General features: G+C 60.1%; 23 protein-coding genes, 1 tRNA gene and 1 pseudogene. 6 read left to right on the forward strand and 19 right to left on the reverse strand.

Annotated features, from left to right (window positions below; genetic code table 11):
• The first annotated feature begins 6 nt into the window (after positions 1-6).
• Positions 7-1130 (forward strand): IS3 family transposase gene (locus tag RCH91_RS11365; protein ID WP_306535062.1). Its coding sequence is split into 2 segments (ribosomal slippage): positions 7-259 and positions 259-1130, totalling 1125 coding nucleotides; the frame shifts between segments, so codons are not numbered across the junction.
• On the opposite strand, the gene RCH91_RS11370 is transcribed toward RCH91_RS11365, so the two are convergent.
• From RCH91_RS11370 to RCH91_RS11375, 3 genes and pseudogenes are all read right to left on the reverse strand, one after another.
• A complete protein-coding gene (locus RCH91_RS11370; protein ID WP_306535063.1) occupies positions 1108-1563 on the reverse strand; it encodes a hypothetical protein in 456 nt (151 codons plus the stop codon). The genes RCH91_RS11365 and RCH91_RS11370 overlap by 23 nt on opposite strands.
• 297 nt (positions 1564-1860) lie before the next feature.
• Positions 1861-2304, reverse strand: a pseudogene (locus tag RCH91_RS21470) (MarR family transcriptional regulator); the annotation flags it as partial.
• A gap of 9 nt (positions 2305-2313) precedes the next feature.
• The gene (locus tag RCH91_RS11375) at positions 2314-2511 is read right to left on the reverse strand and encodes an AlpA family transcriptional regulator (RefSeq protein WP_207164662.1); all 198 of its coding nucleotides are present in this window, start codon (positions 2509-2511) and stop codon (positions 2314-2316) included.
• Positions 2512-2633: 122 nt separating this feature from the next.
• On the opposite strand from RCH91_RS11375, the gene RCH91_RS11380 reads away from it, so the two are divergent.
• Entirely contained in the window at positions 2634-3455 is an 822-nt protein-coding gene (locus RCH91_RS11380; protein ID WP_306535064.1) for a helix-turn-helix transcriptional regulator, read from the forward strand.
• 68 nt (positions 3456-3523) lie between these two features.
• Here RCH91_RS11380 and RCH91_RS11385 read toward each other — a convergent pair.
• A tRNA-Pro gene (locus tag RCH91_RS11385) sits at positions 3524-3600 on the reverse strand.
• Positions 3601-3760: 160 nt separating this feature from the next.
• Here RCH91_RS11385 and RCH91_RS11390 point away from each other — a divergent pair.
• The 3 genes from RCH91_RS11390 to RCH91_RS11400 all read left to right on the forward strand — a co-directional run bounded on the left by RCH91_RS11390 (position 3761) and on the right by RCH91_RS11400 (position 5884).
• The gene (locus tag RCH91_RS11390; RefSeq protein WP_306535065.1) at positions 3761-4012 is read left to right on the forward strand and encodes a hypothetical protein; all 252 of its coding nucleotides are present in this window, start codon (positions 3761-3763) and stop codon (positions 4010-4012) included.
• A gap of 77 nt (positions 4013-4089) precedes the next feature.
• Positions 4090-5085: a restriction endonuclease gene (locus RCH91_RS11395; protein ID WP_306535066.1), complete on the forward strand. Its 996-nt coding sequence runs from the start codon at positions 4090-4092 to the stop codon at positions 5083-5085.
• 31 nt (positions 5086-5116) lie between these two features.
• Entirely contained in the window at positions 5117-5884 is a 768-nt protein-coding gene (locus RCH91_RS11400) for an alpha/beta fold hydrolase (protein ID WP_306535067.1), read from the forward strand.
• Between the two features lie 62 nt (positions 5885-5946).
• Here the strand turns inward: RCH91_RS11400 and RCH91_RS11405 are convergent, their stop codons facing one another.
• The gene (locus tag RCH91_RS11405; protein WP_306535068.1) at positions 5947-7017 is read right to left on the reverse strand and encodes a type IV pilus twitching motility protein PilT; all 1071 of its coding nucleotides are present in this window, start codon (positions 7015-7017) and stop codon (positions 5947-5949) included.
• A 12-nt stretch (positions 7018-7029) separates the two neighbouring features.
• Positions 7030-8652 carry an ATPase, T2SS/T4P/T4SS family gene (locus tag RCH91_RS11410; protein ID WP_306535069.1) on the reverse strand — a complete coding sequence of 541 codons (1623 nt, stop codon included), beginning with the start codon at positions 8650-8652 and terminating at the stop codon, positions 7030-7032.
• A 182-nt stretch (positions 8653-8834) separates the two neighbouring features.
• Between RCH91_RS11410 and RCH91_RS11415 the strand changes: the two genes are divergently transcribed.
• Entirely contained in the window at positions 8835-9839 is a 1005-nt protein-coding gene (locus RCH91_RS11415; RefSeq protein WP_306535070.1) for a hypothetical protein, read from the forward strand.
• 56 nt (positions 9840-9895) lie between these two features.
• Here RCH91_RS11415 and RCH91_RS11420 read toward each other — a convergent pair whose 3' ends face one another.
• The 13 genes from RCH91_RS11420 to RCH91_RS11480 form a co-directional block, all read right to left on the reverse strand.
• Positions 9896-10864: a transglycosylase domain-containing protein gene (locus tag RCH91_RS11420; protein ID WP_306535071.1), complete on the reverse strand. Its 969-nt coding sequence runs from the start codon at positions 10862-10864 to the stop codon at positions 9896-9898.
• On the reverse strand, positions 10861-11880 hold the full coding sequence (gene pdxA, locus RCH91_RS11425; RefSeq protein ID WP_306535072.1) for a 4-hydroxythreonine-4-phosphate dehydrogenase PdxA: 1020 nt from the start codon (positions 11878-11880) through the stop codon (positions 10861-10863). Before pdxA ends, RCH91_RS11420 begins: the two co-directional genes overlap by 4 nt.
• An 88-nt stretch (positions 11881-11968) precedes the next feature.
• The gene (locus RCH91_RS11430; protein WP_306535073.1) at positions 11969-12385 is read right to left on the reverse strand and encodes a F0F1 ATP synthase subunit epsilon; all 417 of its coding nucleotides are present in this window, start codon (positions 12383-12385) and stop codon (positions 11969-11971) included.
• A gap of 62 nt (positions 12386-12447) precedes the next feature.
• Positions 12448-13860 (reverse strand): F0F1 ATP synthase subunit beta, encoded by a 1413-nt coding sequence (gene atpD / locus RCH91_RS11435; RefSeq protein ID WP_306535074.1) that lies wholly within the window; start codon positions 13858-13860, stop codon positions 12448-12450.
• Positions 13861-13918: 58 nt separating this feature from the next.
• Positions 13919-14782, reverse strand: coding sequence for an ATP synthase F1 subunit gamma (gene atpG / locus RCH91_RS11440; protein WP_306535075.1), 864 nt, complete (start codon positions 14780-14782; stop codon positions 13919-13921).
• 21 nt (positions 14783-14803) lie between these two features.
• Positions 14804-16315, reverse strand: coding sequence for a F0F1 ATP synthase subunit alpha (gene atpA, locus RCH91_RS11445; RefSeq protein WP_306535076.1), 1512 nt, complete (start codon positions 16313-16315; stop codon positions 14804-14806).
• A gap of 8 nt (positions 16316-16323) precedes the next feature.
• A complete protein-coding gene (gene atpH / locus RCH91_RS11450) occupies positions 16324-16866 on the reverse strand; it encodes an ATP synthase F1 subunit delta (RefSeq protein ID WP_306535077.1) in 543 nt (180 codons plus the stop codon).
• Positions 16863-17483, reverse strand: a complete 621-nt coding sequence (locus RCH91_RS11455; RefSeq protein ID WP_306535078.1) for an ATP synthase F0 subunit B — start codon at positions 17481-17483, stop codon at positions 16863-16865. The genes atpH and RCH91_RS11455 overlap by 4 nt, the downstream gene beginning before the upstream one ends.
• Position 17484: 1 nt before the next feature.
• A complete protein-coding gene (locus tag RCH91_RS11460; RefSeq protein WP_306535079.1) occupies positions 17485-17910 on the reverse strand; it encodes an ATP synthase F0 subunit B in 426 nt (141 codons plus the stop codon).
• 184 nt (positions 17911-18094) lie between these two features.
• Positions 18095-18934, reverse strand: coding sequence for a ParB/RepB/Spo0J family partition protein (locus RCH91_RS11465; protein WP_306535080.1), 840 nt, complete (start codon positions 18932-18934; stop codon positions 18095-18097).
• Positions 18927-19700, reverse strand: a complete 774-nt coding sequence (locus RCH91_RS11470) for a ParA family protein (RefSeq protein WP_306535081.1) — start codon at positions 19698-19700, stop codon at positions 18927-18929. Before RCH91_RS11470 ends, RCH91_RS11465 begins: the two co-directional genes overlap by 8 nt.
• A gap of 137 nt (positions 19701-19837) precedes the next feature.
• Positions 19838-20257, reverse strand: a complete 420-nt coding sequence (locus RCH91_RS11475; protein ID WP_306535082.1) for a response regulator — start codon at positions 20255-20257, stop codon at positions 19838-19840.
• Between the two features lie 70 nt (positions 20258-20327).
• Positions 20328-21989 (reverse strand): ATP-binding protein, encoded by a 1662-nt coding sequence (locus tag RCH91_RS11480; RefSeq protein WP_306535083.1) that lies wholly within the window; start codon positions 21987-21989, stop codon positions 20328-20330.
• Positions 21990-22096 lie beyond the last annotated feature (107 nt).

The following is a 22096-nucleotide window of genomic DNA, read 5'->3' on the forward strand; positions in this document are numbered from 1 at the left end:
CTAGACATGAAACCAAGGCGCTTCACCGAAGAACAGATCATTGGCATCCTGAAACAGGCCCAAGCCGGCATGAAGATCGTTGACCTATGCCGCCAGCATGGCATCAGCGACGCCACCTTTTACACCTGGCGCAGCAAGTACGGCGGCATGGAGGTTTCCGAAGCCAAGCGCCTCAAACAGCTCGAGGACGAGAACAAGAAGCTCAAGCAGATGCTTGCCGATGCCATGCTTGAGAACAAAGCCATCAAGGATGTACTTTCAAAAAAGTGGTAACGCCTGCCGCCCGGCGAAACATCGTGACCCATCTCAAAGAAGGGTTCCAGTTCAGCGAGAGACGGGCCTGTACTATCGTAGGGCTGTGCCGGAGCAGTTGCCGGTACCAGGCGAAACCAAAAAACGATGCTGAGATCAGAGCACGCCTGCGTGAACTTGCCGAACAGCGCCGCAAGTTCGGCTCTCCCCGCCTGCATACGCTGCTGCGACGGGAAGGCTATCTGATCAATCATAAACGCACCGAGCGTCTCTACCGTGAAGAAGGGCTTTCTTTGCGCCGGAAGAAGAACCGGAAACGTATCAGCCACTTGAGGGGGATCATGGACAGGCCCGAGAGAATCAATCAGCACTGGTCCATGGATTTCGTATCGGACAGCCTCTACAACGGCAGACGCTTCCGGGTGCTGACCGTTGTCGATGATCTAAGCAAAGAGTGCCCGGTCTTGGAAGTCGATCACTCCATCACCGGCAAACGGGTTACCAGAGTTCTGGAGCGAATTGCCCTGACCAAAGGACTGCCGGAAGTGATCACCGTTGACAACGGCCCGGAGTTTATCAGCAAGGCGCTTGACCTGTGGGCTTACGAGAACAACGTCAAGTTGCGGTTCATTCAACCGGGCAAACCGACTCAGAATGCCTATATCGAAAGCTTTAACGGCAAATTCCGGGATGAGTGCTTGAACGACAATGTATTTATCAGCTTGGACTGCGCCCGGAAAATCATCGAAGGCTGGCGGCAGGATTACAACACCGCAAGACCCCATAGCTCACTGAACGACATGACACCGGAAGAATTTTCGAGAACCTTTTTGAAAGAACAAAAGACCGAAAAACCTAAGCTAAAACTGGTTCAGTAAGCGGGGGAAGGTCAAATTTACCTGGCACACTATGTTCTTCCTCAACCTTCGAGAGGAAAATATCCTTCAGTTCTCTTTCCAGCACGGTCTTGCTGTTCAGGTTTACTGTGAAATCAGAAACCTGCGACAGGAGCGATTGGTAGTCTTCGCCCTCCGGATCGGACATGATTTGCCTGAATTGTGCCTCGCATTCGAGCTCCCTTATTTGCCGGCAAACCTCCTCGTCCTGCTGAAGCTGGGCCCGTAACGCCTCTGCCCGCATTTCATAAAGCGATTTGTAGTTTGCCGGCCGCGCATACATTCCTGCTTTTGATAAAATCCGATAGAACCAGTTGAGAACGTTGTTTATAGGCGCACCACCCACCTTGATTTCGTTGACCAGAACATCAAAGCGCGCATATCTGAGGGAAATGGTGAGCTCGTCTGCCGTCATCTTGAACTCTTCGAGCCACGATTCAATCTGACGTGGGCGTAACCCCTGCTCTTTCCACCATCTCAGCTCTGGATCTTCCAAATTCACTGCATGAGTAGTTAGTTTTTGTTCAGAACTACTACTAAAGGAGGTGTGAGGGGGGAATGACGGGGGTCGGACCGTATGAGTAGGGGGTGTGACATGGGTGTGAGAGGGGCCGTGGAATTTTTCATTACTTACGCCGCCTGAATCGACGAATTGCCGGCACAATTCAACATCAAGCCAATACCGGAATCCCTGAAAGACGCCGTCTCTTACAGTCTCCGGCCGGGAAATATACCCCTTGCAGCACAACTTTTCCACGGCATCTCGGACAGCCGGCTTTGACAACCCCAGCGCAGACCCGATCATGCTGTAACTCGTCATTCTGGACGGATTGTGTATCAACTCATTCAGCACAAGAGCCTGTTTCCTGGAGAGGGTATGCCCCCTTGGTATGAGGGGGTCACACGGTGGGGTGACGGGGGTGCGATGACGGTCGGACTCCCGACTGACAGAAGTCATACCCTCCGCTCTCATCGAAAAATCAGCATGTTTGCCGCCTGAGAGACAATCCAAGCCTGGCTCACACGGTCTGACTGTACTCATACCGGGGTCACACCGGGGTGTGACAGGAGCACGAAGTACATCGTTCTGATGTTCGATGCCCGAAACCAACTCGGCATGCTCTGGATTTTGGTGAGCGCTGGCGAGTAGAGACATACCAGGAACCTACTCAGCTTGCGACTCGGCGGTACGCCCAACTCTTTCCGCGAGCCAGCGTTCAACATCCTGTTGACGGTAGTAATAACGCCTGCCGAACTTTATCGCGGGTGGAAGCATGCCGTTTTTGCGATAATGCCACCAGGTCACAGCCGAGACACCCACGATTTCTTCACGCAACGTCTTGTCCGCAATAAGTGGTTCCATAGAGCCTCCCATCTTTATTTAAGGTTGAATTCAACGCTAAATAATGCGGGCCGTTTTGTCAATATTTTTTATCATTCAATTTAGCATTGAAATATTAGCCCCCGATTTGCTACGTTGCAGTCATGACTTCTGGAGAGCGAATCAAAATACTCCGAATTTTAAATGGCTTTACGCAGCAAACACTTGCAGAGTTTGCAGATGTAAGCCGTGCTTCAGTAATGTTGTGGGAAAAGGACAAACTGCCAACCAGACGCACCGCTCTAGCGCTAGCAACGTTATTTGAGGTGAGCGCTGAATATTTGCTGGAAGGCATAAATCCCCCGGATTACGCCTTGTGGAAGCCCATTGCTCCAGGCCATCCGAAACATTTGCAAGACCTTGCAGTGGATATGAACCACGGCATCTCAGCCCTCTTCAGCGAAATTGGCATTGTTTTCTCGGCAAAAGGGCAAACATCTGAAAATCAATTTTTTTGGCTTTGCGGCAACGGCCCCGACAGCAATGAATGGCGACTCAATTATCTCTTGACCTGCGACAAATCACTCGAACCCCTCCTGTCGAGTTCAATCAGGGCCTCGGTAGTGAGCGCAACTGATCTCGGAAAGATTCTACCGAATGGCGGATGGGGTGCGCTTGTTGGTGCGATTGCAGAAAACCTGCACGAAAATTACGGACATTATCCTGATTGCAGCAGATTGTATGATAGGCTTGGCGGGCTTGAGAGCGAAGGAGACGACGACTTTACGCTCGGGGGGTTACTGAAACGCTTCGGAAGGGAAATTGCCAAGAATAGAGATACCATCATGGATGATGATCTCGAGACCATGGCTAATTACTTAGCCAAAGAAGTCTCGAAGCACTCAGGATTCACAAACATCAAATGCAGTGCGTCAAAGCTCATGCGCGCGTCGATTAAACAAGTAAAGACAAGCTGGAACAAATAAAGGTTCCACAAGAGGTTCCACAAAAGAAGAAAGGGGTTACAGCATTTGCCGTAACCCCTTGATCTTTATGGTCGGGGCGAGAAGATTCGAACTTCCGACCCCCTGCTCCCGAAGCAGGTGCGCTACCAGGCTGCGCTACGCCCCGACACAGAAGCCGTTTGTATATCACGCGATTCAGTGTTTTGGCAAGGTTTTTTTGAGTCCTTTTCACCCCTGACCCGCAATGAGAGCCAGAATCCCCCCGACCCTCGACAATGGCCCCAAAGTGCGCTAATCTCGCCCCCGTACTCTGTTTTTGCCATGCCATGACCTTCTTAGGGGAACCATGCCCGAAGCACCCGCCACCTCCGCCATCGTCGCCGACTTCCTCCGCCGCTGGGAGGCCTCCGGCGCGGCAGAGCGCGCCAACCCTGACGGACGCCGCCGGTCCGGTCATCGCCAAGACCTTATCCCGAGCCTTCCTGCGCACCCGCACCGACAAGGTTGCTGAACTCCTGGCCACCCTTGCCGCCATCGGTCAGGCCCGAGAAGCGGAGCCTGGCACGTACTGCGGCTGACACAAATAACCAACCATACGAGCAAGGAACTTTCCATGGCCCGACAGAAAACTAGCCCTCTTGAAGATGTAATCTTGGTGACCAGCAAACTCCCTTGGTGGGCCGGTCTCTCGCTGGCGATGGTATCGTATTTCGTGCTCCATGCGGTGGCCTCGCGCCCCGTGATGCCCCCAACCGTCGCCCCCGGCCAAATGGGCGATGCATTCGTAAAGGGGCTCATTACCACCTTGGCGACGTTCGGCCAGTACGTACTTCCCTTCGCCTTTGGCCTTGCGGCGTTGTTGTCGGCCATCAACGCGGCCAGACAGAAGAAGATTTACAACACCGTGGCATCACGCCCGGGATTCTCCACCCTGAACGAAATGAGTTGGGAAGACTTCGAGCGGCTGGTTGCCGAGTACTACCGGCTCTCCGGCTTCCAGGTTACGAGGGAGGGAGGAAACGGACCCGACGGCGGCATTGACCTGATCCTCCGCCAGAAGTCCGAGACGTATCTGGTGCAGTGCAAGCAGTGGAAAGCATTCAAGGTCGGGGTGCAACCGATGCGGGAGTTTTACGGGGTGATGGCCTCTCGGGGGGCCGCTGGCGGGTACTTCGTCACCTCCGGCGAGTACACCGAAGAGGCAAAGGCATTTGTCCGGGGACTGAACATCGAGTTGGTCGACGGTCGCAAACTCAGGGATATGATCCACGTGGCCCAGGAGAAGCCCACAACGCCGGGAACTCCGGCAGATTCCCGACCGGCGGTCAGCTTTCCCTCATGCCCGAAATGCGGCGCGGAGATGAAGACGCGGGTGGCGCGCCAGGGTGCCCACGCAGGCCGCGAGTTCTGGGGATGCACGGCGTTTCCGAAGTGCAACGGCACCCGCCCGATGGAGGATTCCACCGGCGCAGACAGCACAACTTCTGCCTCGCCGACCGTCACAGCTCCCACGCCCACGGCGAAAAGTTGCCCCCAGTGCGGCACCGAGATGAGCCTCCGCCAGTTCCAAAGCGGCCCCCGGAGCGGACAGTATTTTTACGGCTGCATTAGTTGTAAGAAAGGGTGGCCCGTGGAGTCGGCCGCTTCCTGAAACCACGCCACGCACAAGGAGAACTTTTCCCATGCCGCACCTGAATCTCGGCCAGAACAGACAGATATACTACGAGTTGATCGACGGGAAACCGGACCGCCCCCACCTGATCTTTCTCCATGAGGGGCTCGGTTCCACGGCCATGTGGAAGGGGTTCCCCCATGGGCTCTGCCAGGAAACCGGCTGTCCCGGCATTGTCTACGACCGTCTCGGCTACGGCAATTCCTCGCCGCTGGCTGGCCCCATGAACATTCATTTTCTGCACAGCTCTGCCCTGATCGAGTTGCCTGACGTTATCGCACGGCTGATCCCGGAGAAAGATTACATTCTGATCGGCCACTCGGACGGGGGGAGTATCGGCCTGATTGCCGCGGCAGAAAAACCTCCGCGGCTGAAGGGGTTCATCGGCGAGGCGGCCCATGTTTTCGTGGAGAAAGAGACGCTGGCCGGCATCCGGGCCACGACGGATGCCTTCAACGCGGGAGGATTGCGCGGACTCTTCAGGTATCACGGAGACAAGACGGAGGGGCTCTTCAAGGCATGGTCCGACATCTGGCTCAGCGAGGGTTTCAAGCACTGGAATATCGAATATGCATTGCCATCCATAGAATGTCCGGTGCTGCTCCTGCAGGGGACGGAAGACAACTACGGCACGGTCGCGCAGGTGGATTCGATCGCGGCAAAGGCACGGGATATCCGGAAGGCGATGGTGGAGAGGTGCGGCCATACTCCGCACCATGAACAGACTGATGTCGTTCTGCGATTGATGACGGAGTTCGTGGAGCGCCTGATTGCATGAGACTATCCCTCAGGCGGGCCCCCTTCCCTCGGGAAGAGGAGTCCGTCTGAGGGAAAAACGCTCTACTGGGCCGGCTTCTCCGCCAGGTACTGCTCGAACTGCTTTTTGTCCTGGGAGCAGCGGTGGGCCTCTTCGGGGTTGATCTTCTTCATCTTCAAGAGGTCCAGGAGGTGCTGATCCATGAGCTGCATGCCGTCCCGCTTGGCGGTCTGGATGATGGAGGGGATCTGGAAGGTCTTCCCCTCCCGGATCAGGTTGCCGATGGCCGGGGTGCCGAGCATGATCTCCAGGGCCGCCACCCTCCCCTTGCCGTCGGCGGTCCTGAGAAGCTGCTGGCAGACGACCCCTTTGAGAGATTCGGAGAGCATGGTGCGGGTCTGCTCCTGGGCGTCCTTGGGGAATACGTCGATGATCCGGTCGATGGTTTTGGACGCCGAGTTGGTATGGAGGGTCCCGAAGACCAGGTGGCCGGTCTCGGCAGCGCTCATGGCGAGGCTGATGGTCTCCAGATCCCGCATCTCCCCCACGAGGATCACGTCGGGGTCTTCCCGCAGTGCCGCCCTGAGGGCATTGGTGAAGCTGTCGGAGTGCTCGCCGATCTGGCGCTGGTTCAAAAGCGACATCTTGTTCTCGTGGATGAACTCCAGGGGGTCTTCCAGGGTGAGGATGTGCTCCTTGCGGGTAATATTGATGAGGTCGATCATGGCGGCCAGGGTGGTGGATTTCCCCGACCCCGTGGGGCCGGTGACCAGCACGAGCCCCTTCTTGAACATGGTCATCTTCCGGACCCCCTCGGGGAGCCCCAGATCGTCGGCCGAGAGGATTTTGCTGGGAATGATACGGAAGACGGCGGCGATTCCCCGGTGGGTCATGAGATAGTTGCCCCGGAAGCGGGCAAGCCCCGGGATGGCGTAGGCAAAGTCGAGGTCGTGGCGCGCCTCGAAGTCGGCCTTCTGCTTCTCGGTCAGGATCTCGTAGAGGATGACCTTCAACTCCTCATTGGTGAGGGGCTTGAAGTTCTGGCGGGCCATCTCGCCGTGGAGCCTGAAGATGGGGGGCGACCCGGAGGAGAGGTGGAGGTCCGAGGCCCCCTGTTCCTTGAGCATTTTAAAGAGTGTGTCGATGCGTGCCATATGCCGTCTCCGTCAGCTGAGTAGGGAGGCTGTGTAATCTTCCCGGGAGAGGACCCCCTCCGCAAGGAGCTTTCTCCCGTCTTCGGCGATTCCCCGCCAGCCATGATCCCGCAGGAAACCGAGCACCTCGCTGCTATCGCGGACCGTCTCGAAGCACTCCCGCAGCCGCTGGTCGAAGGTGATGACGTCCATGAGGAAGCGGGTCCCCCCGTAGCCGGTCTGGCCGCAGGCCGGACACCCCGACGCCCGGAAGGAGGGCTCCGTCTCGTCGGGTGAGGACGGGGCGGCCGTGCGGCAGTCGGGGCAGAGGGTGCGCACCCCGGCGCAGACGATGATTCCCCGCAAATGGGCTGGGGTGAGCACGTGCCTGTCGCGGAAGGAGATGAGCTGCTGCAGGGCGCCGGCCCCGTCACCGCAGCCAAGCCCCGCCACCACGAGGGTCCCCCGTTGGGCAGCCCGGCAGGCGGCCGCGAAGACCTTGCCGTCGGCCACATCCTCCAGGATCAGGATGTCGGGATCGTGTTCAAGGGCCGCCATGACCACGGCACCCACCTCGGTGCCGGCAGGTACCGGTACCCGGGGAAAGCGCCTCCCCCCTTGGGGCGGGCCGCTCCCCACCATGATGACTGTCTTGCCGGCGGTGTCGCACTCATGGAGGTAGAGCTCCATGAGCCGGCCCCGCATCTCCTCTTCCCGGGCCCCCACGACCACTATCCCCCGGCCTGCGGCAGCCAGTTCCGCAAAGCGGGCCGCTGTGGCATCCGGAAGCCCCATGTCGGCCACGGCGTCGGGAAAAGCTGCGTCAACACGCATCCTGAAGGTGAGGTAATCTCCCCCTTCCCCCCGCAGGAGCGCCACCTGGAACGGGATCGTCCGCCCCTTCCACCCAAAGGCGAAGACCCCGCGCGTGGCGAACTCCCCCACCACCAGTTTGCCCAGTTTTTTCACCCGCATGACGACCTCGGGGTAGTGGGTGGGGGAGAGCCGCCCCACCTCGCGCCCCACCCCGCCCCGGCGGCAGACCACGGCCACCGAATCCCCCAGGGGCTGCAGGGAGAGGGACGAGAGCTTCTGCTGGACCACGAAGAGGAGAAGGTAATCGACAAATTTTGCGCCGGTCAGGTCGTGGTTGATGGCCGTGAGGGCGGCGGCCGGGAAGCTGGCCGACTGGAAGCCGAGGGTGTCGGTCTCCTCCGGAGACCCGTAGAAGAGCTCCTGCATCTCGCGGATTTCCCGCAAAAGCCCCACCGACACCGACACGGCGCAGCCGGCGGCCTTCTCCACCGCCGCGATGGCGGTGCCGTTCAGGGGGTCGGCGATGGCGATGCTGATCTCGTCGCCGGTGGCGATAAGGGGAATGAGGTTGTGCTGGCGCGCCAGGGGCGCCGGGACCAGCGCCACCGCCCCCTCATCCACCATGGCCGGCTTGAGCCGAACATAGGGAATGTTGAGCTGGTTGGAGAGGGCCCAGTCGATGTCCTCCTGGGTAACGACCCCCTGCTTGACGAGGGCCTCGCCAAAGCGGCACCCCGATGCCTTCTGCTCGTCGAGGGCTGCCCGAATGTCGTCTTCGCTGATTATCTGGCACCGGAAGAGTATGTCCCCCAGGGACCCCGGCCGTACGATGCTTTCCATGGTGATCCTCCCTTTTGATTAAATCGGTCGGGTTAGCACAATTCTTGAGGAATATTTTCGGCTTGTCGAACTCCTCAACCTTTACAGGGTCAAGGGCCGTGTGGTAGGCTCATGAAAAATTTTCGGTTCCGTGACCGGCCCTGCATGTGCCGACGCCCGTCATGGCGCCCCAGGAGCGTTCCATGAAAAGAAAAGCCCTCGCCCTCCTCTCCGGGGGGCTCGACTCCACCCTTGCGGTCAAGGTCATGCTTGAGCAGGGGATTGAGGTCGAAGCCCTCAACTTCACATCTCCCTTCTGTACCTGTACCGGAAAAAACGCGGGATGCAAATCGGAAGCAATCCGCGTGGCCGAGGAATTCGGCATCCCCATCAAGGTGATGCACAAGGGTGTGGACTACCTGGAGGTGGTCAGAAAGCCCCGGCACGGCTACGGCAAGGGGATGAATCCCTGCATCGACTGCCGGATCTTTCTGCTCCGCAAGGCCAAGGAGCACATGGCCGAAAGCGGCGCCGACTTCGTCATCACCGGCGAGGTGCTGGGCCAGCGCCCCATGAGCCAGCGCCGCCACACCCTCGACATCATCGAGCGTGAAAGCGGCCTGGCCGGGCTGCTGCTCCGACCCCTCTCGGCCAAGCATTTCGAGCCGACTACACCCGAAAAGGAAGGGTGGGTGGACCGGGAGAAGCTCCTGGCCATCCAGGGGCGCTCCCGCAAGGAGCAGATGCAGCTGGCCGAAGATCTGGACGTGAAGAACTACCCCTGCCCCGCCGGCGGCTGCCTCCTGACCGAGGTATCCTTCGTCTCCAAGGTGAAGGACGTGTTCGACCACTCGGACCAGCTGAACCTGCGGGATTTCCGCCTTCTGAAGGTGGCGCGCCACTTCCGGGTCGGTCCCCGGACCAAGGCCCTCATCGGCCGCAACGAGGCGGAAAACGAGCTTCTCTCCCACAACATCCTGCCCGGCGAGGCGACGCTCCGCTGGATCGAGGGGTCGAGCCCCCTCGGCGTCCTCATGGGCGTGGTGGACGACGGACTCCTGGAGACCTCCGCAAAGATCCTGCTGCGCTACACCCGGGCAGAGCCGGGCGTCGACTGCCGGGTGAAGGTGGTGATCGACGGTGAAGAGCGGATCATCGTCGTCCCCAACGAGTATTCGGACCCGGCCATCGAGGGGTATCGCATTTAGTACCAGTAACAACACACCATTGACGCAAAAAAGGGCGGGGGAAACCCCGCCCTTTCCTATTTCTGCTCCTCCTGAACCGGCGGAGCTGCCGCCCCACCCTCTCCCTCAGGCGCCGCTCCGGCCGGCTCCGGCGGCGGCGTCGCTGCCGGCGCCTCCTGGGAGGAGCTTTCCCCCTCGGTCACCGGCGCGGGCACCGGCTCCTGGGGCCCGGTGACACCCGTGACATTCTCGAAGACCGCCTCCACCCTCTCGATGCTGACGTCCACCTTACGCTGGAGACCGGCAATATTGGGCTCCTGCCCCATGGCCTGCTGATACTCGCCGGCCGAGAGAACCCCCTTGTTCCGCAACAGCCGCAGGATCATGTTCGAGCGTTTCAGCACCTTGTCCAGGTTCTTGTAAGGATTGTAGGCCACCCGGGGCCCCGGCAGCATGGAGGCGAGAAAGGCGCACTCCCGGGGGGTCAGGGCCGAGGCGGGCTTGCCGAAGTAATACCGGGCGCCGTGGCCGATGCCGTAGACCATGGGCCCCAGCTCCACCACGTTCAGATAGAGCTCGATGATCCGCCCCTTGGTCAGTTCCTCCTCCATCCGCTTGGCCAGGACGATTTCCTTCACCTTGCGGGTGATGGTCTTCTCCCTTGAAAGAAACAGGTTCTTGGCCACCTGCTGGGTGATGGTGGAAGCCCCCCGGGCGAAGCTCTTCTTTTCGAGATCGTACTTGATGGCGTTCTTTATCGCCTTCACGTCGATCCCCTCGTGCTTGTAGAAGTTGGCGTCCTCGGCAAGGATCACCGCCCACTTCATCTCCGCCGGAATGCTCCCTGACGGGGTCCAGTAGCGGTTCTTCGGTCCCACGGTGAGGGGGTGGTACTCCCCGTGCCAGTCCCTCACCTGGATGGTCATGTTCATGCGCCGGTTCTTCAGCTCCTCCACCGACGGCAGGAACATGAGGGATACGGCGATGTATGCCCCATAGACGACCACGGCCCCGATGGCCAGATAGAGCAGTTTTTTGATGTTCACGGTTCTCCGCCCCCCGTTGCCTTCACCCGCGCCATTTCCGCCGCCATGAGGATGGCCGCTTTCATGCTCTCGGCCGATGCTTGGCCGGTCCCCGCGAGATCATAGGCGGTGCCGTGATCCACGGAGGTGCGGATGATGGGGAGCCCCAGGGTCACGTTGGCCCCGTCGTCGAAATGAAGGAGCTTGAGGGGAATGAGCCCCTGGTCGTGGTACATGCAGACCACGGCGTCGTAGGCCCCCTGGACGGCAAAATGGAAGAGGGTGTCGGCGGAGAGGGGACCGACCGCGTCGATCCCTTCCTGACGGGCCGCCCCGATGGCCGGCGCGATGACCCGGGGTTCCTCGTCACCGAACATCCCCCCCTCGCCGCAGTGGGGATTGAGGGCCAGGACCGCGATGCGCGGATTTCTCTTGAAATAGCGGTGCACGTCCCGGTGGGTGATCCGGATTGTCTCCAGCACCCTGTCGAAGGTCACGAGATTCGGCACGTCCGCCAGGGCCTCGTGGATGGTGACCAGGGTAACCCGCAGCCGCGAACCAGCCAGCATCATGACGACCCGCTCCGTCCCCGCCAGCTCGGCCAGAAGCTCCGTGTGCCCCGGATACCGGTGCCCGGCCCGGTTCAGGGCCTCCTTGCTGATGGGCGCGGTGGCCATGGCGTCCGCGTCTCCGGAAAGGCATAACCGCGCCGCCTCGCAGATGGCGTGGAACATGGCGTCGCCGCTGGCCACGGTGGGGTGGCCGTAGGGCATGTCTTCGGCCCCGAGGGATGAAATCTCCCGGAGCCGGAGGACCCCCTCGCCCGGATCGTCCGGGATGATGGCATCCGCCCGTTCGATCCTGAGCCCTGCGCCGGCAACGGCAATTCCCCGGGCCATGGCGCCCGCGTCGCCAATGACCAGATGACGACAGCACGTCCTCACCTGGGGATCGGACAGGGCGGCGGCGATGATCTCGGGGCCGACCCCGGTGGGGTCCCCCATGGTTATGACGATGCGTGGTTTGATATCTGACATGGCGGAATCATAGCAGGATTCGGGCCCTGCTTCAGTGAAAAAAAAAGAGCGGCATGGCCGCTCTCTTCGGTACGTGAATGGTGTTTCGTTACTTCCTTGTGGACTTTCCCGCAACCTGCATACGGACAAGGGCACGCTCAAGGGCAGCTTCCTGGACCTTGTAGCTCTTGTCTTCCGGGCTGAGACGCTTAAGAGCTTCCTCAGCGCGCCCCAGGGCTGCCTTGGCCCGCTCCAGGTCGATCTCGTCTGCCCGCTCGGCGGTCTCGACGAGTACGGTGACCTTGTCGTCCTCCACTTCGAAATAGCCCCAGTTGAGGGCCAGATGGAAGAGCTGCCCGCCTTTTTTGTACGTGAGTTCGCCAATCTTCAGGGAGGTGAGAAACGGCGCGTGGCCGGGGAGGACGCTGAACTCGCCGAGGGCACCCGTGGCCGTAATCTCATCGACCTCTTCGGAGAGGATCTTTTTATAGGGAGTTACCAGATCGACTTTTAGTTTTTCAGCCATCTATCTTCATCCTTTTTGCAGAGAAGCCGTCGAGGCTTCCCTGCGACGAGGTCATGTGTACCTTAGGCAGCAAGTTTCTTCGCTTTTTCCAGGGCCTCTTCGATGGTGCCGACCATGTAGAAGGCCTGCTCGGGGATGTCGTCGTGCTTGCCGGCAACGATCTCCTGGAAGCCCTTGATGGTGTCCTTCAGCTCCACGTACTTGCCGGGGCTGCCGGTGAAGGCCTCGGCCACGTGGAACGGCTGGGAGAGGAAGCGCTGGATCTTCCGGGCGCGGGCAACGACCTGCTTGTCCTCCTCGGAGAGTTCGTCCATGCCGAGAATGGCGATGATGTCCTGGAGGTCCTTGTACTTCTGGAGCACGTACTGGACCTGGCGGGCGATGGCGTAGTGCTCCTCGCCGATGACCTGGGGATCGAGAATCCGCGACGTGGAGTCGAGGGGGTCAACAGCCGGGTAGATGCCGAGCTCGGCGATCTGACGGGAAAGAACGGTCGTTGCGTCCAGGTGGGCGAAGGCCGTTGCCGGAGCCGGGTCGGTAAGGTCGTCGGCCGGAACGTAAATGGCCTGAACCGAGGTAATGGAACCCTTGGTGGTGGAGGTGATCCGCTCCTGGAGCTCGCCCATCTCGGTGGCCAGGGTGGGCTGGTAACCGACGGCAGAGGGGATCCGGCCGAGAAGCGCGGAAACCTCGGAACCGGCCTGGGTGAAGCGGAAGATGTTGTCAACGAAGAGAAGCACGTTCTGCCCTTCCTCGTCACGGAAGTACTCGGCGATGGAGAGGGCGGAGAGGGCAACCCGGGCGCGGGCTCCCGGCGGCTCGTTCATCTGGCCGTAGACGAGGGCAGCCTTGTCGAGAACGCCGGACTCTTTCATCTCCATCCAGAGGTCGTTCCCTTCACGGGTACGCTCACCGACGCCGGCGAATACTGAGAAACCACCGTGCTGCTTGGCGATGTTGTTGATGAGCTCCATGATGAGAACGGTCTTGCCAACGCCGGCGCCGCCGAAGAGGCCGATTTTCCCGCCCCGGGCGTAGGGCGCGAGGAGGTCGACGACCTTGATGCCGGTGGTGAAGGCTTCAACCTTGGTGGACTGGTCCACGAAGGGAGGGGCGTCGCGGTGAATGCCGTACTCTTTCTCTGCGCCAACCGGACCCATTTCGTCCACCGGCTCGCCGATGACGTTGAGGATGCGGCCCAGGGTCTTGCGGCCTACCGGTACGGAGATCTGCTTGCCGGTATCGAGGACCGCCTGGCCACGGACGAGACCGTCGGTGGAGTCCATGGCGATGGTCCGGACGGAATTCTCGCCCAGGTGCTGGGCAACTTCGAGAACCAGGTTGTTTTCCTTATCGTCAATGGCCGGGTTGGTCACCCGGAGGGCGTTGTAAATGGGAGGCAGTTTGCCCGGCTCGAACTGGACGTCGATAACCGCGCCGATGACCTGCGAAATTTTACCGATGTTCTGACTCATGGTGCCTCTTCCTCCTGCGGCCCGTGCAGGGCCTTCTATTGTATAATCGTGAGATTATTTATCCCTTGATCGACTCGGCGCCGGAGATGATCTCCATGAGCTCGGTCGTGATGGCGGCCTGGCGGGCCCTGTTGTACTGGAGGGTCAGCTTGCCGATCATCTCGGTGGCGTTCTTGGACGCACTGTCCATGGCGGTCATCCGCGCACCGTGTTCCGATGCCACCGACTCCAGCAGCGCCTTGAACATCTGCACCTCGATGTGCTTGGGGAGGAGTTCCGCAAGGAGCTCCCCCTTGGAGGGCTCGTAGATATACTCTGGAGCGTACTCCTCGTCGGCGGTCACTTCGGGGACGATCGGAAGGAGCTGCTGAAGGGTGATGTCCTGGGACATGACGCTTCTGAATGCGTTGAAGAGGAGAAAAACCTCGTCATACTCCTCTGCAATATACCCTTCGATCACTTCCTGGGCCAGCAGCGCGGCGGTCGGATAGCTGAGATTCGAAAGAATGTTCCCGTAATTCTTATGGATCTTCTGACGGTTTTTCAGGAACTCGAACCCCTTGCGGCCGATAGTCATCACGGAGATTTCGGCGAATTCGCCCTTCTTCTCTTTGACGAAACGCTCCGCAGCCTTGCAGATGTTGGCGTTGAAACCACCGCACAGGCCACGGTCAGAGGTAACCACAATCAGGAGGGCCTTCTGGCTGATGCGCTTCTGCAGGAGAGGGTTTTCGCTACCATCCTGGCTCTTGGCCAGCCGGCCGAGAACCTCTCCGAGCTTCTTCGCATAGGGGCGGGCGGCTACTACGTTTTCCTGGGCGCGGCGCAGCTTCGCGGCCGAGACCATCTTCATGGCCTTGGTTATCTGTCTGGTGTTTTTAACCGAGACAATACGCTTTTTGATGCTTTTCAAGCTTGCCATAGTGTGAGGACCGTCCTTAGATTACGCAGTAAATTCCTTCTTGAATTCTTCAAGGGCGGCGACGATCTTGCCCTTGAGGTCGTCATCGATCGCCTTCTTGTCGCGCAGTTCGGCGAGAATATCGGCCTTCCTGCCGTCGAAGAAGGAGTAGAGCTCGCTCTCGTACCGGCGCAGGGAAGCAACGGGATAGTCGTCGACGAAGCCGTTGTTGGCGGCGAAGATGATGAGTACCTGCTTCTCGTTCGGGATCGGACGGTACTGGGGCTGCTTGAGGATCTCAACGAGCCGCTCACCGCGGGCAAGCTGCATCTGGGTCGCCTTGTCCAGGTCGGAACCGAACTGGGCGAAGGCAGCCATCTCACGGTACTGGGCGAGGTTGAGACGAAGCGTACCGGCAACCTGCTTCATGGCCTTCACCTGGGCGGAACCACCGACCCGGGAGACCGAGAGGCCGACGTTGATGGCCGGGCGTACGCCGGAGTAGAACAAGTCACTCTCCAGGTAGATCTGGCCGTCGGTAATGGAGATGACGTTGGTCGGAATGTAGGCGGAAACGTCGCCGGCCTGGGTCTCGATGATCGGGAGCGCTGTGAGCGAACCGGCACCACAGTCGTCGGAGAGCTTTGCGGCACGCTCGAGGAGGCGGCTGTGGAGATAGAAGACGTCGCCAGGGTAAGCTTCACGCCCCGGCGGACGGCGAAGGAGCAGGGAAAGCTGACGATAGGCAACGGCCTGCTTGGAAAGGTCGTCGTAGATGATCAGGGCATGTTTGCCGTTGTCCCTGAAGTATTCGCCCATGGTGACGCCGGTATAGGGCGCGATGAACTGGAGCGGTGCCGGCTCGGAGGCGGAGGCGGAAACAATGATGGTGTAATCCATTGCCCCGTGCTCTTGGAGCTTGCTCACCACCTGGGCAACGGTGGAACGCTTCTGCCCGATGGCGACGTAGATACAGATGAGGTCGCCACCCTTCTGGTTGATGATGGTGTCGATGGCAACGGCGGTCTTGCCGGTCTGGCGGTCGCCGATGATGAGCTCCCGCTGGCCGCGGCCAACCGGGACCATGGCGTCGATGGCCTTGAGGCCGGTCTGCATCGGCTGGTGAACCGATTTACGCTTGACGATGCCGGGGGCTTTCACCTCGACCTTGCTGAAGGTGGAGGTATTGATGGGGCCCTTGCCGTCGATGGGCTGGCCGATGGCGTTGACGACGCGGCCGATGAGGGCCTCGCCGACCGGAACCTCGACGATCCTGCCGGTCCGCTTGACGGTGGTGCCTTCCTTGATGGTCTCGTTGTTTTCACCGAGGATCGCCGCACCGACGTTGTCCTCTTCGAGGTTGAGAACCATGCCGGAGATCCCGCCGGGGAACTCCAGGAGCTCGCCGGCCATGGCCTTGTCCAGGCCGTGGATGCGGGCGATACCGTCACCGACGGAGATGATGGTGCCGGTCTCGGCTACCTCAACCTCCTTGCCGTACTCCTTGATCTGCTTGCGGATAATTTCGCTGATTTCTTCGGCTCTGATTTCCATGGAACCTCTCACCCCTTCTGTAATATATCCTGAATCCTGTTCAACTGGGTCCGTACGCTGCCGTCAAAAACCTTGTCGCCGATCTTGGTGACCACCCCGCCGATGAGGGCGGAGTCCACCTGTACCGATAGCTGCACCTGCTTGCCGGTTGCCTTCGCCAGCGCGCTCTTCATACTCTCCACCTGGGTATCGGCCAAGGGGAATGCCGAGGTGAGAACCGGCCGGATGACCCCGGAAAGTTCGTCGGCGAATGTGGCGTAGCTGTGGGCAATCTGGGAAAGAAACCCGATTCTCCCTCGATCGAGAAGAACCTGGAGAAAGTTGGAGACCGTGCCGGAGAGGCTCAGCTTCGCAAGGATGTCCTTGAGAATCTCCCTCTTGGCTTCAATGCGGTACGCGGGACTTTTGAGGACGGAGCTCAGGTCGGCGTTTCCGTCAAGCAGGGCAGCAAACTGCCCCAGTTCGGAACCGAAACGGTCAACCGCGCCCTCCTCGGCCCCGAGCTGCACCAGCGCCTTGGCGTAGCGACGTGCAATAGCGTTCGAGATCAATGTAAGTTCTCCACCTTCGTAAGATAGTCGTTGACCAACCGATCCTGGTCGTCTTTTTTGATGGTTTCGCGCAGGGCCTGCTCTGCCATCTGCACGGCAAGGCGTGCAGCCTCCTCACGGAGTTCGGCCTTTGCCTTGAGGACCTCCTGGGAGGCAGTGGCAGCGGCCTGCTCGCGGATCTTGTCGGCGGTCACCTTGGCCTCCGCGATGATCCGCTCTTTCTCCAGTTCGCCTTCCTTGCGGATGGCGGCATAGATTTCGTCGATCTCCTGATTTGCCTTATCCAGCTTACCGCTGTACTCGGCGAACTTCTTCTCGGCGGCGGCCCGAGCCTCCTCAGCCTCGCGCAGGGCCTTCTCGACGCTGGCGGTGCGGTCTGCCAGGGCACCCTTGGCATTGGCCTTCTTGAGAGCCCAGACAATGATGCCGAGCAGGGCAATAAAGTCGATCACCCGCCACATGAAGTCCTTCATTTGCTTGCCGGTGTCGACGTGGTGGGCACCCTCGCCCCCCTCGGCGGCAAACCCGAGGACTGCCAAGCCGGCCACGGCGAGACAGACCGCAGCGGTCATGAGCATGGGTTTCAGGAGCCCTTTTTTCTTGAACGCGTATGCCATGTTACAGACTCCTCCCGAGGACTTTCTCGCAGATTTCAAGGGACAGGGAACGGGCCTGAACCGTCAGAAACTCCTTGGCATCGGCGGTCTCTTTCGCCACCCTGCTCTTGATGGAGGAGAGAGAATCGGCGGCCTCCTTGCGGGCCTTCTCGATGACGGCGGCCTCCTCCCGGAGCGCATCGCTCCGAAGGGCATCGCGCTCGGCATTGGCCTTCGCCTTGATTTCACGGAGGCGGGCCTCGTAGAGGGCCATTTTTTCCTGCACGTCCTTGTCAACAGCGGCGGCCCGCTCTCTGGCGCCGTCGATCTGCGCCTTGCGGTCTGCCATTACCTTCCTGATCGGCTTGAAGAGGAAGATGTTCAGAACCAGCATGAGGACCAGGAAGTTCACAAACTGAATGACAAAGGCAAGATCTAAACTTATCACGCTACCACTCCGTAATATCCACCGTTGTATTTTGTGTTTCGTGGCCGATGAAGCATGTATCAAAAAAATATGCGGTCGTAAGGCCGCAAAACAGACGTTAGCTATCACACGGCATACGGCATGTCAAGAACTTTATCCGAATTACATCTCTTGGGGCGAGCGCGGAACTCGTGTCGCCAGCGACTCAACCAAGCAGGATATCTACGATTCTCGCAAGTTCGTCACGGCTGCCGTAGGTGATCTCGATCTTCCCCCCCTTGCCGCTTTTTCGCACGGCAATCCGGGTCATGAAGCGACGCTGCAGTTGCTCCACCAGATCGGCGGCATGGACCTCCACGGCCCCGGCCTTCGCCTTGGGTTTCTGGCCTCCCTTCAACCGCTTCACGAGGCTTTCCGCTTCGCGGACGGTGAGGCTCCCCCTGACGATGGCATCACGGGCCTCCCGGACCTGCTGGTCCGAGTCGAGGGCGAGAATTGCCCGGGCATGGCCCATGGCGAGGCGCTCCTCTACAATGTCCTTCTTCAGTTCGGCGGGGAGCTTCAGGAGCCGCAGGGAATTGGCAACGGTGGAGCGGTCCTTGCCGACCCGCTTCGCCAGCTCCTCCTGGGTCAGACTGAAGTTCTCCATGAGGGCATGGTAGGCCTCGGCCTCCTCGACGGCGTTCAGGTCCTCCCGCTGGATGTTCTCGATGAGGGCCATCTCCAGGGCGGTATCCTCGGAGACGTCCTGGATGACCACCGGCACCTCGCGGAGCCCTGCCTTCTGGGCGGCCCGCCAGCGGCGCTCGCCGGCGATGAGTTCGTAGTGGTCCCCCTTTTTCCGCACAACCAGGGGCTGGATGATCCCTTTTTCACGAATGGATGCGGCAAGCTCTTCCAGCTTGTCGGGGGTAAAGGTCTTGCGGGGCTGGTTCCGGTTGGGGCGGATCTCTTCGATGGGACAGGAAAAGTAGCGCTTCCCCTCCTCCTCGACGACCGGGAGAAGGGCTGCCATCCCCCTGCCGAGTCCGGTCTTTTTAACCATGGTTCGCCTCCCTTGACATGAGTTCCTTGGCCAGCTCCATATAGGTGACGGCCCCCTTGGAGGTGATGTCATAAAGAATGATGGGGCGGCCGTGGCTCGGGGCCTCGGAGAGTCTCACGTTGCGGGGGACCACGGTCTGGAAGGCAAGGGAGCCGAAGTGGGTCCGGATCTCCTCGCTCACCTGGCGGGAAAGGTTGATACGGCCGTCATACATGGTGAGAAGGATCCCTTCAATGGCGAGCCTCGGGTTGAGCCCCTTCTGGACCAGCTTGATGGTCTTGATGATCTGGGAGAGCCCCTCCATGGCGTAGTACTCGCACTGGAGCGGGATAAGGACCGAGTCGGCGGCGGTCATGGCGTTGACGGTGAGGAGTCCCAGGGAAGGGGGGCAGTCGATGATGATATAGTCATACCGGTCATCGAGGCGTTCCAGGGCCTCCCGGAGCTTCCATTCCCGCCCCGTGGCAGCCACGAGCTCCAGCTCGGCGCCGGCCAGGTCGGTGGTGGAAGGAAGGAGATCCAGACAGGCTAGGTCTGTCCTGACAATGAGCGTCGCCGGATCGGCATCATTGATAAGGGCATCGTAGACCGACTCCTTGAGGCTTCCCTTGTCGACGCCAACGCCGCTTCCGGCGTTCCCCTGGGGGTCCATATCCACGAGGAGCGTCCGCTTCTCTGCCGCGGCGAGCGACGCGGCAAGGTTGACGGCGGTGGTGGTCTTGCCGACCCCGCCCTTCTGATTCGCTATGCATATTTTCTTGGCCATCACGGGTAACCGTCGCGGGAGATGTACGAAGGGGAAGAGGGTGGAAAGGTGAATTAATTACCACACATTCCACTGGTTGTGAAGGGATTTTTGCCGCTTTGCCGCCGGTTCCGCCAACCATGCCGGATACATGGCCTTTACGGCGCAGAATAATTCAGAAGTCGAGCCTTTTCCAGAATGTCAACAATCTCTCCCCCGTCCACCGGCTTGGTCAGGTAGCTGAGAACACCCAGCTCGTGGCAGCGGCTCAGGTCGCACTCCTCACGGGACGAACTGATGACAATGACCGGGATGCGCCCGGTCCTCTCGTCGTTGCGCAGGACTCGCAGGACTTCTATGCCGTTTATTTTCGGCAGTTTCAGGTCGAGAAGGATAAAGGCCGGTTCGAGGGGCGCCCCCCCGTTCCCCGGAGAGCCGGTTCCAAAGAGGTAGGCAAGGGCCTCTTCGCCGTCGCGGGCCACGACAACATTGTCCATCCCCTGCCTGCGCAGGGCGCGCAACGCGAGGAATTCGTCATCCGGGTTATCCTCCACCAGAAGAATCAGCTTCTTGTCCATCGGCACAGTTACTCCCCCGCAAAGAAAATTTACTCCCCAAACCGCTTCGTCCAGCCCTCTGTTAACGATGTCAGCTATGGAGGGCAAAGTAAAAGGTTGCCCCCCGCCCCATCTCCCCCTCGGCCCAGATCCTTCCTCCATGGCGCTGGATGATCCTCTGCACGGTCGCGAGGCCAACCCCGACCCCTTCAAACTCCCCGGGACTGTGGAGCCGCTGGAACGGCTGAAAGAGCCGCCCGGCATACCTCATATCGAAGCCGACACCGTTGTCGCGGACGTAGTAGACGTTCAGCCCGTGCCGAGGGGTCATCCCGAACTCGATCTCCGCCGCCTGTTGCCGTTCGGTGAACTTCCAGGCATTGCCGAAGAGGTGCTTCATTACAATGGCGAGGAGGCTCGGATCTCCCCTCACGACAATGTTGGGTGCGATGGTTACCGACACGCGACGCCGCGGCTGCATCATCCGCAGCTCCTCGGCCACAGAGCGGGCCACGTCGCTCAGATTCACCTCCCGGAAGGAGAGTTCGCAACGGGTGACCCTGCTCAGGTCGAGCAGGGCGTCGATGATCCGCCTGAGCTCGATGCTGATCAGGCAGATCCGCTCCACGTAATGCCGCGCCTGGCTGTCCAGGTTCGATCCGTAGTCCTCGAAGAGCCCCCGCCCGAGCCCCTCGAGCCGGGCCAAGTGGGCGCGCAAATCGTGTGAAACCGCATAACAGAACCCCTCCAGCTCCCTGTTGGTGAGTTCGAGCTGCAGCGTGCGCTGCCTGACCCGATCCTCCAGCTCACGGGTGAATGAAAGGATCTTTTCCTCGGCACGCTTGACCTCGGTGATGCTGTCGTGGGCCACGACAACGCACGCCGGATCAAACCCTTTGAGACAGGTGGCACGAACCTGGAACCATCGTTGTTCGTCGGGGCTGTGGCACGGATATTCCAGATGGAATTCACGGCAACTGCCGTCCAGAAGGTCGCGAATCCCCCTGGCGGCCGTACGGGCGCTCTCAGCATCGTCACCGGTGGCGCTGTCGCAAACCGCCAGGTAGCTGGAGCCAATGCCGTAATCATCCCCCATGAAGCCGTTTGCATCGGCAAACTCGCGCCATGCCCGATTGACCGCCATGATGGTCCCATCACAGTCCAGAATGGCAATATGGGCCGCGAGTGCATCGATGGCAGTATGGAAGAGCCGCTCGGAGCGCTCCAGGGCCTCCGCGGTCTTGCCATGCCGGGCTATCTCCCGCTCCAGAAGAGTATTGGCCGCAACGAGTTCAGCCGATGCCCTGGCGGTGAGACTGGCACACTCGGCACAGAAAACAGTTTCAACACGGCCAAAGAACCGCTCCAAGAGGGTCAGGGTCTCCACTTCCTCGATTGTGGGGAATTTCTGCTCCCTGACCAGGTCCAGGCAACTCTGACGGCAGAACTTTATGATCTCCAGGGAAATAGCGGACGATTCACCGTTGCCGCGCCGTCGTTGGGCCGCCGCCATACCAAAGGTTTCAGCAGGATCCGCGGAATGGCCGGCGTCCGCGTCAGGGATAGTGGCCCGATAGTGGGAGGAGAAAACCTGGACAAGGGCCCGGGACAGTTCGGCCACAAAAGACCGCAACGCCTCCTGACCGGACGCCTCGCACCGAGCAGGGCCACGCTCCGAGGCGTACCGAAGCACCTGGTCGCACAGCCGGCTTTCATTCGCGGCGATGATTCTCTCGAAGGATCGGGGGTCCATCCTGGTCACCCACCGCACTCAGCCGCCTGGCCCCGAAACCTCTCCGGGATCACGGTCGGATGCTTGCGCCTGCCCATGTAACGACCTTGCGCATCCACGTTTTAAAG

Source organism: Geobacter sp. (genome assembly GCF_030834625.1).
Classification (GTDB): Bacteria; Desulfobacterota; Desulfuromonadia; order Geobacterales; family Geobacteraceae; genus Geobacter.